Source organism: Halomicronema sp. CCY15110, assembly GCF_016888165.1.
In the GTDB taxonomy this organism is placed as follows: Bacteria; Cyanobacteriota; Cyanobacteriia; order Phormidesmidales; family Phormidesmidaceae; genus Halomicronema.
Genome location: NZ_JACSWC010000163.1, coordinates 44,164 through 56,547 on the forward strand (window position 1 = coordinate 44,164; position 12,384 = coordinate 56,547).

The 12,384-nt window shown below is 55.0% G+C and carries 11 protein-coding genes and 1 pseudogene; 7 read left to right on the plus strand and 5 right to left on the minus strand.

Features of this window, described 5'->3' with window-relative positions; all coding sequences use genetic code 11:
- Window positions 1-2 precede the first annotated feature (2 nt).
- Window positions 3-335, minus strand: coding sequence for a membrane protein insertion efficiency factor YidD (gene yidD / locus JUK32_RS04075; protein ID WP_204137573.1), 333 nt, complete (start codon window positions 333-335; stop codon window positions 3-5).
- A gap of 208 nt (window positions 336-543) precedes the next feature.
- Between yidD and JUK32_RS04080 the strand changes: the two genes are divergently transcribed.
- Window positions 544-2,271, plus strand: a complete 1,728-nt coding sequence (locus JUK32_RS04080; RefSeq protein WP_204137574.1) for an ATP-binding cassette domain-containing protein — start codon at window positions 544-546, stop codon at window positions 2,269-2,271.
- Window positions 2,272-2,282: 11 nt separating this feature from the next.
- Here the strand turns inward: JUK32_RS04080 and JUK32_RS04085 are convergent, their stop codons facing one another.
- On the minus strand, window positions 2,283-2,891 hold the full coding sequence (locus JUK32_RS04085) for an adenylate/guanylate cyclase domain-containing protein (RefSeq protein ID WP_204137575.1): 609 nt from the start codon (window positions 2,889-2,891) through the stop codon (window positions 2,283-2,285).
- A 413-nt stretch (window positions 2,892-3,304) separates the two neighbouring features.
- Here JUK32_RS04085 and JUK32_RS04090 point away from each other — a divergent pair, with 413 nt between their 5' ends.
- Window positions 3,305-4,114 carry an SGNH/GDSL hydrolase family protein gene (locus JUK32_RS04090; RefSeq protein ID WP_204137576.1) on the plus strand — a complete coding sequence of 270 codons (810 nt, stop codon included), beginning with the start codon at window positions 3,305-3,307 and terminating at the stop codon, window positions 4,112-4,114.
- 26 nt (window positions 4,115-4,140) lie between these two features.
- On the opposite strand, the gene JUK32_RS04095 is transcribed toward JUK32_RS04090, so the two are convergent.
- Window positions 4,141-4,644 carry a hypothetical protein gene (locus tag JUK32_RS04095; protein WP_204137577.1) on the minus strand — a complete coding sequence of 168 codons (504 nt, stop codon included), beginning with the start codon at window positions 4,642-4,644 and terminating at the stop codon, window positions 4,141-4,143.
- Between the two features lie 275 nt (window positions 4,645-4,919).
- Here JUK32_RS04095 and JUK32_RS04100 point away from each other — a divergent pair, with 275 nt between their 5' ends.
- From JUK32_RS04100 to JUK32_RS04115, 4 genes are all read left to right on the plus strand, one after another.
- Window positions 4,920-7,007 (plus strand): acyltransferase family protein, encoded by a 2,088-nt coding sequence (locus tag JUK32_RS04100; RefSeq protein ID WP_204137578.1) that lies wholly within the window; start codon window positions 4,920-4,922, stop codon window positions 7,005-7,007.
- A 248-nt stretch (window positions 7,008-7,255) separates the two neighbouring features.
- The gene (phnF, locus tag JUK32_RS04105; protein ID WP_204137579.1) at window positions 7,256-7,972 is read left to right on the plus strand and encodes a phosphonate metabolism transcriptional regulator PhnF; all 717 of its coding nucleotides are present in this window, start codon (window positions 7,256-7,258) and stop codon (window positions 7,970-7,972) included.
- A 271-nt stretch (window positions 7,973-8,243) separates the two neighbouring features.
- Complete coding sequence (locus tag JUK32_RS04110; protein WP_309224484.1) at window positions 8,244-8,810, plus strand: DUF3038 domain-containing protein; 567 nt, start codon at window positions 8,244-8,246, stop codon at window positions 8,808-8,810.
- Between the two features lie 65 nt (window positions 8,811-8,875).
- Window positions 8,876-10,201, plus strand: a complete 1,326-nt coding sequence (locus JUK32_RS04115) for a DUF4335 domain-containing protein (RefSeq protein WP_204137580.1) — start codon at window positions 8,876-8,878, stop codon at window positions 10,199-10,201.
- An 8-nt stretch (window positions 10,202-10,209) separates the two neighbouring features.
- Here JUK32_RS04115 and JUK32_RS04120 read toward each other — a convergent pair whose 3' ends face one another.
- The gene (locus JUK32_RS04120; protein WP_204137581.1) at window positions 10,210-10,860 is read right to left on the minus strand and encodes a YdcF family protein; all 651 of its coding nucleotides are present in this window, start codon (window positions 10,858-10,860) and stop codon (window positions 10,210-10,212) included.
- Between the two features lie 71 nt (window positions 10,861-10,931).
- The gene (cofG, locus tag JUK32_RS04125; protein ID WP_204137582.1) at window positions 10,932-11,936 is read right to left on the minus strand and encodes a 7,8-didemethyl-8-hydroxy-5-deazariboflavin synthase subunit CofG; all 1,005 of its coding nucleotides are present in this window, start codon (window positions 11,934-11,936) and stop codon (window positions 10,932-10,934) included.
- 332 nt (window positions 11,937-12,268) lie between these two features.
- Between cofG and JUK32_RS04130 the strand changes: the two are divergent.
- A pseudogene (locus tag JUK32_RS04130) lies at window positions 12,269-12,384 on the plus strand (photosystem II q(b) protein); the annotation flags it as partial.

Consider the following 12,384-nt stretch of genomic DNA (forward strand, 5'->3'; position numbering starts at 1 on the left):
GCCTATTGTTCCCGCTGGGAGGCCGAGGATGACGTTCTCCCCTCTACCGTGGTGGAGGGTGTGGAATCAACCGATTGCTGCTGCATTGCCTCTGCCAGCGATGTCTCCCCCACTTGCCACAGCCCTTGGGGCACGGGGTCGTAGCCCCCGGCGTGAAAAGGATGACATCGTAAAATGCGGCGGCCCGCTAGCCAAGATCCGCGTCCGGCTCCGTATTGCTGTATCGCCGCTAGCGCATATTGCGAACATGAGGGCGTATACCGACAGGTGGGTGGAAACAGCGGCGAGACAAAGCGCCGATAGCCTTGAATGCACCACAGCAGACACGTTTTCATAGCAGAGCGAATGACGGGTATAGCTGATCCTAGCTTGTGACTACAGCACTGGGGATACCCACGTGGAGTGCAATCCGCCCTTAAGAAATGTTAAGGTGCTGGCAGTAGATTTCAGCTTTCACAACTCGCTGGATCAGCGGCGGCTGCGCTTGATGGACATCCTGACGCTGCTAATGGCCACCTTATTTGCCGAATCGGACTCTTCACTATGTTGCGCCTGGAAAATATTTCGAAAATTTACCCGACGGGCGAGGTGCTCAAAGATGTGAACTGGGAAGTCAAACCGGGCGATCGCATTGGTTTGGTGGGGGTAAACGGCGCTGGCAAATCAACGCAGTTGAAGATTATTCGCGGCGATGTTGAACCCACGACGGGCAATATCATCCGGCCCGCCAGCTTAAAGATTGGCTACCTGAACCAAGAGTTTGAAGTGGAGGAAGGGCGCACCGTTCGCGACGAATTTTGGACGGTGTTTCACGAAGCCAACACCCTCCACCGACAGTTGATGGAGATTCCCCATCACATGGAAGCCGCCGACCCCGATACCTTAGAAAAGCTGATCCATGAACTCGATCGCCAGCAGCGCAAGTTTGAAGCGTTAGACGGCTATGGCCTCGACGCCCGCATCGAGAAAATTTTGCCTGAAATGGGCTTTAACCCCGAAGATGGCGATCGCTTTGTTAGTGAATTTAGCGGTGGCTGGAAAATGCGCATGGGACTGGGCAAGGTGCTGCTGCAGGATCCCGATGTTCTACTGCTGGATGAGCCCACCAACCATCTGGATCTAGAAACCATTGAATGGCTGGAAAATTACCTCAAAGGCGTAAAAACGCCGATGGTCATTGTCTCCCACGATCGCGAGTTCATTGATCGCCTCTGCACGCAGATTGTGGAAACCGAACGCGGAGTTTCCACCACGTATCTTGGCAATTACACCAGGTATTTGGAACAAAAAGCCGAGAATCGCCTAGCGCAACAAAGTACTTACGAGCGGCAGCAAAAAGAGATTGCGCAACAGCAAGCTTACATTGACCGCTTTCGCGCCAGTGCCACCCGCAGCACCCAGGCCAAGAGCCGCGAAAAACAGCTGAGTAAAGTGGCACTCATTGAAGCCCCCGACTCGGATGTGCGGACCCTGAAGTTTCAGTTTCCCCCAGCCATTCGCAGTGGTGAAGAGGTGGTACGCATCACCGATTTGACCCACTGTTACGACGAAAAAATCCTATTTTTAGGGGCAAATTTAGAGATCCAGCGGGGCGATCGCATCGCCTTTCTCGGCCCCAATGGTGCGGGCAAGTCAACGCTGTTGCGGCTGATTCTCGGTCGCGAAGCCCCGACCGAAGGAACAGTCAGCCTGGGACGACACAACGTGATTCCCAAATACTTTGAGCAAAATCAAGCCGAAGCGCTCGACCTCGATAAAACCGTTTTTGACACCGTGCAAGACATTGTGCCCGACTGGAAAATGGAGCAGGTCAGAACCTTGCTCGGCCAGTTTCTCTTCAGTGGCGACATGGTGTTCAAACAGGTCGGAGCCCTCAGCGGGGGCGAAAAAGCGCGGTTAGCGATGGCGGCCATGCTGGTACAACCCGCCAATTTGTTGATTCTGGACGAGCCGACGAATCACCTCGATATTCCCGCCAAGGAAACGCTAGAAGCCGCGCTCAAACAGTATGAGGGGACTGTCCTCATCGTCTCCCACGATCGCTACTTCATCTCGCAAGTGGCGAACAAAATTGTGGAAATTCGGGATGGCGAACTGCGGCTCTATCGCGGCGACTACCACTACTATTTGGACAAGATTGCGGCGGAAAAAGAAGAAGCCCGTCGCCAAGTCGCCGAAGCCGAACGGGCGGCCAAACAGTCCGACAAACGCCGTCGGCAAAAAGAAAAGCAACAGGAAAAAGCCGCCGGTCGCAAAGCCGCCAAGGCTTAAAACCTGATCCACTATCTGGCTGGGCTCTCTTGCAGCTGATAGTAGGTGAAGGTGACATCCGAAATGGCTTGCGTGACGCGGGTAAATTGCCTCTGGTCAGTCGATAACGCTCGATAGGCTGATTCTGTCAGCAAAATTGCGTTGTCTTTAGCCAGATCTTCGCCCAGTTTCGAGGCCAAATTCATCTCATGACCATAGAGGTTGCGATCGCCCACCCGCAAGACCTCGCCATAGCCAATACCGACGCTGATGTCAATGTCGGCCACCTGAAGATGAGCCCTCAATTCTTGCATTGCCCGCAGCGCCGCTTCAGCATGATCAAAACTGATATACAGATTATCCGCCTCAACCTTCAGCATTCGACCACCCCGATTTTGAATCAGCGGCACTGACAGATCGCGCATCGCTTGAATCTGCTGCAAGGTCGCGATGATGCCCTCGGCGTGGGTCAGGCGCGAAAAGTCGGCCATATCCACCACCACAATGGCGCAGGTCGTCAAAAAGCGATCGCGAATCTCCGCATCGACCGCCGCTTGCCGGGCTGGCTGCGATCGGCGTTGACGCAATAATTGGGTGAGCGCGTCCGCTTCAGGATGGCCCGTGGCAACAAAATTTCCCATCGGTGTACTCCGGCATTGATCAATCACAACTTTGCTTAACTCATTCAGCCAGTGGCGACAGAGTTACAGATCTGCCAAGCTCAAATCTGGTGGTAGTAGACAAAGTTGTTCTTTAGCATCGGTCGCACCCTAACGAGCTTTAGCTTGCCCAAATAGGCAAGGGAATACCAGTTTTTGGGATGGTGACAATCCCTTGAGCGGATGCCGATCCTCGTCGCCCGGGCACCCACCCCGGTCAAAGCAGGAGAAGTGGAGCGGAGCTTCCATAGCTTTGGAACCTTTCGGTTGCTAGCCCGGTCACACACCCCAGGCACTCAAGGACACGTCAGAGCAACATCTAGAATCGCGGATAGTTCAGGTGTGCTATATAATCTTGAGGCCTGCATCCCGTTGATTAAGACTTCTTGGCAGTTGTGAATACTTACCTGACCAAACTCCTCTTCACGCTTCTAGGGCTCACCTGTTTTGCCAAAGCAGCGGTGCCCGTGGCGGGATGGGCCTTGAGCACCTCACCCCAGATTTTTCAGCTCAGCCGCCTGCAACAGGAATCGGTCTGTGAAGCGACGACGTTACGCATCATGCCGTTAGGCGACTCGATTACCCATGGCGCGACGGTACCGGGAGGCTATCGCATTCGCCTGTGGGATCGCCTGCTCACCGATCGCCCCAACATTGACTTAGTGGGCTCCGAGGTGAACGGCCCCGTGACCATTGATGGCAATCATGAGGGGCATCCCGGCAAAGCGATTCAGTTCATTCGCGAGGGGGTACGGGGCTGGCTCTATGCCAATCGTCCCCACATCGTTTTGTTGATGGTCGGCACCAACGACGTGCTGTATCCCGAGGCTCACAATTTTGCGGGAGCAACCGCTCGGCTCAATGCTCTCGTCGGGCAAATCACCGCGATCGCCCCCAATGCCGAACTGATTGTGGCGTCTGTGCCCACCTTGCAGGATCCCATCGCCGACGACCGCGCGCGCTTTTTTAACCAAGAGGTGGCGGCGATCGTCAATCAGCGGGCGGACCAAGGTCGCCCAGTCACCTACGTAGACATGTACAGCGTGTTGAACGTAGAAGACTTAGCGGATGGGGTGCATCCCAACGCGGGCGGCTACGACAAGCTGGCTGATGCCTGGTACGCCGCCATTACCACACTACTCGCGGAACGCTGCAACCCTGATGGCGAGGCAATGCCGCCGGCCAATGGCGACGTCCTGAATTAGCGTTCCAGGGTCATAGTGCTCTGGCATCAATCCGGCGATCGCCGACTCAAGGCCACCAGCACTGCACTAATCGCTAACAACGGCAAAGCCAGCCAAATAATCAGATCCCACTGCTGACTCCAGCGTTGAGCATTCGTCGGGGCCATGGGCTGAGTTTCTTCGACCACTTGGGTAGCCGTCACTGCCGCTTGAAACTTCGTAAAGACCTCATCAGTCGGCACAATCGGAATTTTGCGGATGTTGCTACCGATGAGACACACGCCCGAAGCGGCCAACTCCGTCAAGACATCTTCCGTTGCCAGCGAAGAGCCCGGCGTGCGGTACAGAATCTCATCTTCCCAAACCCAAGCCGTTTGGGTGGGTTCCCAGACGGGCTCAAGTTGGTAACAGCTGGGGCGAAAGGCAATGTCGGGCCGCGAGGCGACGGGAAAAGCCTGCCGAGGCGGCACCGAGTAATCGCTTTGGGCAATGGCTTGATAAATCTGTAGCTGGTCGCGAATCTGAGCAATTCGGGGATTATCCGCTGTCATTAGCAGTCAACGGCAAAACAACGTTCTTTATACACTGGTTCGGCAATTTGGCGAACTGTTTCTAGGATACAGGGCTCACCAATGCCACTGGGTCGGGGGCAGTTACTGCCCTCCCCAAGTCGCCCACTCAGCCCGAATTCTTCACCAGCCAAAATCGTTGCACTCGCCTGATCTGCTTATATGATGGGCAGATAAACTTGGGCGACCTTGGCCTGGGTCATCGCTGGCTCTGGCCCAGATTCAGGTCATATTTCAGGACTTAACGACGCACTAGAATGCAGTATCGGGCAGAAATTGATGGGCTGAGGGCGATCGCTGTCGTTGCTGTCATTCTCTTTCACGCTGGAGTCAAATCCTTTCAGGGCGGCTTTGTGGGCGTGGATATCTTCTTCGTCATTAGCGGTTATCTGATTGCGCTCACCATCTTGACTGATTTGCAGCGCCAGCGATTTTCCCTGCTGGGGTTTTATGAACGCCGCGCCCGCCGGATCTTGCCCGCGTTATTTCTCGTGATGCTGGTTTGTGTGAGCCTCGCCTGGTTTTGGCTCCAACCCGCCGACATGCAAAGCTTTGCCCACAGCCTCATCGCCACCCCCTACTTTGTTTCCAATATTTTGTATTGGTCAGAAGCCGGATATTGGGACACCGCCAGCGAACTCAAACCGTTACTCCATACCTGGACGCTCGCGATCGAGGCCCAGTTTTATCTGACCTTCCCCCTCCTGCTGATCCTCATGTGGCGCTGGTGTCGGCGTTGGTTGCTACCCCTCACCATCCTGTTAGGGATTCTGAGCTTTGTGATTGCCCAGTGGGGAGCTTACACTTTCCCCACTGCAAATTTTTATCTCTTACCCTCCAGACTTTGGGAATTAGCCCTGGGAGCCTCGATTGGCATCGCCTTGCTGAATCACAAGTCGTCATCTTATCCGCTATTTTCCTATCAAAATACCAATGCCGTCCTGATGAGAGAACTGTCGGGAATGTTGGGTCTGATTTTGATTGTTGTCAGTCTGCTCACGCTGCATGGAAACATTCCTTTTCCTAGTGCTTTCGCCTTATTTCCCACGGTGGGAACGGGCCTCATTTTGGCCTTTGCCTCCACTCAAACCATCACAGGACGCTTATTAAGTAATCAGGTCTTCGTCAACCTTGGTTTGTTGAGTTACGGCGCGTATCTCTGGCATCATCCCCTCTTTGTCTTTGCCCGACATCGCAGTCTCACTCAGCCAGCACCGTCAATTATTGGGATTTTAGCGATCGCCTCCTTTGGCTTCGCATATCTGACGTGGCGATATGTCGAAAAACCATTTCGCAATCATCGCGAAGTCAATCGCAAAACCTTTTTTATCTTTTGGCTGGTCGGTTCTCTGGTCTTTGTAGAAATTGGCATTTTGGGACATTTGACTGCCGGTTTTAGCGATCGCGTCGCTGCCCGCACTTTTCATCCAGACACCATCACTCCCATCATCTCGGTACCAATTACCAGAGAACTTCGTCAAAATTCTGTCGAGCGCCTACTGCACGAAAATGCGATTTTACAAATCCCGCTAGCCTCAGCCGATTCAGAATTTCAGGCACAGCAAGCAAATGCCCAGGTCTTTGGCTTAGACTCAGTCTGTGATGGCGCTCCCATTGCGGCACCCGAATGTCGCACCGATGACAACCCAGAAATTTTGCTGTGGGGCGACTCGTTTGCGATGCAACTCGCTCCGGGCATCCTAGCCTCTAATCCTGAGGTCAAGCTGATTCAAATGACCAAAAGCGTGTGCGGCCCATTTTTTGATGTGGCCCCGATTGCGGAACCTAATTATCCAAAACGCTGGGCGGAGGACTGTTTAGCCTTTAACCAGCAGGTAAGGGATTGGCTACAGCAAAATTCAGTGAAATATGCGGTTTTATCCTCACCCTTTAGTCAATACTTGCTCAGTGAAAATAAAGTGTTGCTGCGCAATGGTGACGTCACGCTTGCCAGTCCAGAATTAGCCTTACAGCAGTTTCAAACCACTCTACAGGAACTGCAACGGCTGGGGATTAATCCGATCGTGGTATCGCCACCACCGACCAACGATTTGGATTTAGGGCGCTGTATTACTCGCGCTGAGTGGCTCGGACTTTCACAGCAAAACTGTAACTTTTTGGCAGCGGAGATGTCTGATAAGCGGGTCAAAGCCTACCAATTTCTCGATGCGTTACCAGCGCAATTTCGAGTACTGCGATTAGAAACCTTACTTTGCCAAGAGGGCATTTGTCAGGCCTATGATGGGAACGTGCCCTTATATCGCGACGCTCAACATTTATCAGCAGCAGGAGCGGCTTTACTTGGTCGAGAACATGATTTTTACCAGACCATTCTCAGTCCATAGATCTGTCTGCAAGTGCGCCACGGATAGCCGCAACGGACGAACAGTTCACCTGCCATCTTGGCTCCCTTGGTCAATCTAGCAGTGACGTCCCAATCTGGGAGGGAGATGCTTCTTTCAGGCCGACTCCGTGCCTACGTGGCCCGCCAGTCGCCCGACGATCGCTAATTAGCGTACAGTCTTGGGAGAATCAGTCGGCTAGCTTAGCTGTAGGCACTGGCTGCTGCCGATCTCTTGTTCCTGAGCCCACGATGAGCCAAGACGCCCTGCCGATTTATCAGCAGATTGCTGATAAGTTGCGCCAAAATATCCAAGATGCCGTGTTTCAGGTGGGCGATCGCCTGCCGACAGAAACCGAGTTAAGCAAGCAGTTTGGGGTCAATCGCCATACCCTGCGACGAGCGATTGAATTGTTGCGACATGAAGGCACGGTCAGGGTTGAGCAAGGCAGAGGTACTTTTGTCATGGCCGCGCCGATTACGGTGGCCATCGGTAAGCGCGTCCGATTTAATGAATCGCTGAAGGCGCAGTCGGTCGAACCGCAGTGGCAAATCTTACGGGTAACCCAGATTTCCGCTGATACGCGCATTGCCCAAAGTTTAGAAATCGCGAGTGCTGCCACCGTTGTCCTGTATGAGCGGGTGAGTCTAGCCGACCAAGCCCCATTGAGCCTCGCGAGGAGCTACTTTCCAGAGGCGCTTTTTCCTGATTTGCCCGCGCATTGCCAGGCTTACCATTCAGTTTCAGCCCTATTTCAGACGGAATATGACTGCGATCACATTCGTCGTTCGACCCGGTTATCGGCTCGTTTACCCAGTACCCAGGATGCCCGCATTTTGAGGATGCCTGCGACCAAGCCCGTCTTGCTATCCGAATCCATCAATGTGGATCAACGCGGCCGGGTAATTGAGTACGGCGTGACCCAGTTTCGCGGCGATCGCATGGAACTCTTCATCAAAAATGATTAAGGATCTGCGGATTGCTCAGGTTCCAGAGCAAATCGGTTGCGGGTTTGCTCCCCTGGCCAGCGTCAAGAGTTGAACGGAGGCGAAACTCAATTTGCCGGTACTTTACTTTCAAGCCAGCACCCCGGAGAGGGGCTTGCCGCAGCTTTTGCGCCAAGCATCTGCCGAGAATACAGCCATTAGCCTCCCCCGGCAGTCTCGTATCCGGTTTCAAGACTGGTAACGCAACCGCGACATCTCCAGTTAATCTGTACCGTAGAGTTGGCGAGTCATTGTGGAGTCTTCATCGTCGGCAAATCCAGCTACTCCCTTGGGGCCAACCCCCGCACCCGAACAGTTGGAGAGTATTAAAGCCCAACTCGATCTGGTGCTGTTGGCCCTGGAATCTCTCGTGGGTTTGGGCTCAGAAGCCATGTTGGAAGCCGCTGCCCACCTGGGTTTACAAACCTGGATGGGCGATCGCGTCACCCTGTGGCGCTTGCGACAGGCCAGCCCCCTCCGCAAAGGCCAGGGTCGCAAAAAGCTGGATGTGGATGAAGCGCGGGGTTTGGTTTTGGTCAGTGTGCATTTAGCGCAGCAGCACCAAGGCAAAATTCGCGCCGCCGTCACTAAGCTGGAAACCACCACCGCCAAACAACAGCCCCCCCATCGAGTGGCCCTGCTGGGTGATTATCTGGATGCTTTCAACAACTTTTATGAGGAGCGCATGACCCCCGATGACTTACCCTCCCCCGATATCCTTCGAGATTTAGCCCTCAAACTCCTAGTCGATTTACTGTTTTACAGTCAAGCGGGGGGCACCCGTAAACTCTGGCTGGCCCTGCTGGAGCGATCGCGCTAATGCCCACCCCAGAGTTTTGCCGAAATCTGTGACCCGCCTTTGCCGCATCAGTATCACATTGTCTGATGACCTCAACTACCCAGCTCACACCCTTGCGCTACGACGCGCCTACGGTCACGCTTGAAGTGATGACCCGAGCAGCTGCCGTGTCGCAATGGTCAGATAAACCAGTGGTGCAGGTGCTGCGTTACCAACTGCAGATTCGTGATCTGAGCGGCGAGCTGACACCGATTGAAATTCGGGGCGATCGCGCGTCTTTTCTCCCTTTTATGCAGGCGATCGAAGCCTATGTGCAAGCGCAGCTCGGAGGCGATCGCGATCGCCCAGCCCCGAGCCCAGCCCCATATCTCGAAGCCCAAGGACTCACACAACACACCCTTCACTTAGGTCGCGATCGAACGACAGCTGGACAATCCCAAGTCACCCTGGGGGCCATCCAACTAGCCGATCTAGAACAAGTCTTTGATGATCTGAACCAGGCTGTGCGACCGCTGCCCATTAGCTTAGTTGCCGCACGTCAACGGCTTCCTTGGCAGCAATGGGGAGCCGCAGCGGCAGGTCTCGTTGCCGCCGTTGGCGTCACCACTGTGCTGTGGCCCAGCTACCAGTCGCAGCAAGGGATGGAAACGGCTCAGCCCGTGCCGAGTGCTGACCAAGAGACGGCATTATCCCCCGATTTATCCCCCAAAGACCGCACCTCACCCAAGGACGACCCCACTGACGCGCCAGCATCGGACAGTGCTGACGGGACGGATGAATCGCCAGCGGCGGCTGAATCGGCGGCGATCGCTCCCGTCAATCCCCGTATCGAGCCTGAAACCAACGATAATTCCGCCGCCTCAGCCCCGGCCACCGATCCCCCCCCGCGCCCCTCTGCACCGACTCCTGGGCCGACTCCTCCAGCCGAGGAAGGAGCTGCACCCCTCTCAGAGAATGCACCTCCCAAACGGGCCACAGAGTCACAGCCACCAACGGCCACCGCCCCACCCGCCCCGGCTACCGCCGACGCCATGCCGGCCCAGCCACCAGCCAACTCTGAAGCGGCGGGAAATTTAACGGAGGAGACGGCTGAGCCCTTTAGCCACGCTGCGCCGCAAAGGGCTGCAAACACTTCGGCACCAGGGTCATTAGCAGCCCTCGTACAGCAGATTCGCGATCGCTGGAATCCCCCCTCCGACCTGACCCAAACGTTGACGTATACGCTGGTCTTTGCCGCTGACGGCACCCTAGTCGAGGTCATCCCCAACGACGCTGTAGCGGCGGAGTATCGCGATCGCACCGGCATCCCCCCCGTTGGCACGGTTGGGCTCCCGTCTGGGGATCCCCAGCGGGTGCGGTTGCTGCTCCAACCCAACGGTGAGGTGGAATTTCAATCGGCCAACTTCAACTAGAGAGGGGTTTAGTACGTCTCTAAGGCGGCGTTATTGAGTCGTCGAGGTGTCTGGGCGATCGCATACGCTCCATGCTCGGCATATAACCAGCGATGCACCGCTGCCAAGTTTGAGAAACGCAGTTTGAGAGGCTGAAATGCTGCCAAACTAGCGTGCTCGCGATCACAGCGGGCCTGCCACGCAGCATCAGCCATGCCCACGTCGGGCACCGCCTCAAAGGTCAGTTGCCAGGGCTCCGTGAACGGCGGTAGCGAAAAAATCCAGGTGAAAATCGCTTGCGTTCTCGGCAGATGAAACGCCGAGGTGATGACGTGCAGGCGTTTGAGTTGAAGCGGCTCCACATGCTGCACCCGTGCAAAATAAGCGTTGCCAATTGTGTCAAGCGACACCGTCTCCGGCAGAATGTGATCGCCCTCAATGCCCCGCTGTTGCAAATAATGGGCAGCCGCCACCGATTCCAAAATCGGAAAACCTTCAACATTCAGCGGCGGCGGCTTATGGGTGGTGCCAGCACTTAGCGGAATAAAGAACTGGGGCTGAGGCGTCAACGCGATCGCCCGCTCCAAGCGCGCTTGCACCCAAGGTGTGACCTCACCGGACGCCGACAGGCCGCCCCCCGGTATCAAGACGGCATCAACCGCATTAATAGTTATGGTCACAGCGGCTCACTCCAGAACATTGGCACCCAACCGAGCAGCAGGCAATGTCGCAGTTTCATTAACATCACCGCTTAACAGCCCTTTTGCCCCAACCGCTCCCTGGGCCGGTCAGCAACCAACCGCCTGCGCCAAGCCTGAACCGTCTGTCGTAGCTGAGGTGAGAGCCAGTTATCATACTGCGGATAAATCGGCAGACGCGGGCGTAACTGCCACCCAGCCTCCAACAAAATAGGCCGTAAGTTCTCCGGAGTGGGATGGAGATAGTCAGGATTGACCTCATCTTTAGGCCCTAAACCGCCGAGGTCACGCGCTCCATTCGCGATCGCCGTCAATAGATATTGATGATCGGCCATCAGATTCGGGGGAATTTGCACTGTAATCTCAGCGGGCAAATGTTGCTTGGCCGTTTTCACAAAATCGGCTAAGGCCTCAGCACTAAAGCCCGCTCGGGCTTGCTGCTGGCGACTACCAGGTTGGTGAGGTTGCAAAATCACTTCCTGAATGTGTCCCCAGTGATCATGGCTTCGAGCGATCGCCTGGAGCGTCTCAATCCGGTCGTTTGCCGATTCCCCGATCCCCAACAGCAACCCCGTCGTGAACGGAATCCGTAGCCGCCCTGCCTGGTTGAGCTGTGCTAGACGCCGTTCCGGCACTTTACTCGGGGCGTGTCGATGCACTGTCTGCAACAGACTGGGGGTCATTTGCTCCAGCATCAACCCCATCGAAACGTTCACGGTTTGGAGTTGAGCCATTTCCGCTTCACTCAAAGGCCCCACGTTGGTATGCGGCAACAATCCCTGCTGCAAGGCAAGGTTGCAAATCTCTGCAATATGGCGCAACCAAGCCGCTCGGCGGGGGCTATTGGGGTGCACCTCACCGCTGAGCACGAGAATTTCCACCAAGCCTTGCGACTTTGCCTTAGCGAGCTGCTGCGCTAACTGCGATCGCGACAGCCAAGTATCCTGCCCCGGATCGACCCGAAAGTTGCAGTATGTGCAGCGGTTAAAGCACTCATAGGTGGGCACCACCGTCAGCGCCGGACTGTAAGTGATGACGTGGTCAGGAACGATAGACATAGAGGTCGCAACTTCGAGATCAGAGGTGGAGCGATCGCTCACCATCCTCTAAGGAACGTAACAAACCGCCGATAGTTTATTAAGTAACCAGTCGCTTTCGGTCATCAGAGAATTAACCGACTCGCGGCACACTAAAGACAAACCACTCCCATCGACCCTCAATCCCTTTCCAGAGAAAGTCTCAGAGAGTTCACCGACCGAACCTTTTTAAGGAGAACTTTATATGAGTCAGCTTTACAAAACTCAGCAATTCCGTTAATATATGTACAACAGACGTTCATATTTCTTGAACTTCTGGGTTCATATTGACCTTGGAAAAGGAATTATTCATCATGACAACTACCTTACAGCAGCGCCAAAGCGCCAGCTTGTGGGAACAGTTCTGTCAGTGGGTGACCAGCACCGAAAACCGCCTCTATGTGGGTTGGTTCGGCGTGTTGATGATCCC

Coding starts and splice junctions, on each gene's coding strand:
- yidD (WP_204137573.1), bottom strand. CDS start 335: ATGAAAACGTGTCTGCTGTGGTGCATTCAAGGCTATCGGCGCTTTGTC.
- JUK32_RS04085 (WP_204137575.1), bottom strand. CDS start 2,891: ATGGGAAATTTTGTTGCCACGGGCCATCCTGAAGCGGACGCGCTCACC.
- JUK32_RS04100 (WP_204137578.1), top strand. CDS start 4,920: ATGCAGTATCGGGCAGAAATTGATGGGCTGAGGGCGATCGCTGTCGTT.
- JUK32_RS04095 (WP_204137577.1), bottom strand. CDS start 4,644: ATGACAGCGGATAATCCCCGAATTGCTCAGATTCGCGACCAGCTACAG.
- JUK32_RS04115 (WP_204137580.1), top strand. CDS start 8,876: ATGACCTCAACTACCCAGCTCACACCCTTGCGCTACGACGCGCCTACG.
- JUK32_RS04080 (WP_204137574.1), top strand. CDS start 544: ATGTTGCGCCTGGAAAATATTTCGAAAATTTACCCGACGGGCGAGGTG.
- cofG (WP_204137582.1), bottom strand. CDS start 11,936: ATGTCTATCGTTCCTGACCACGTCATCACTTACAGTCCGGCGCTGACG.
- phnF (WP_204137579.1), top strand. CDS start 7,256: ATGAGCCAAGACGCCCTGCCGATTTATCAGCAGATTGCTGATAAGTTG.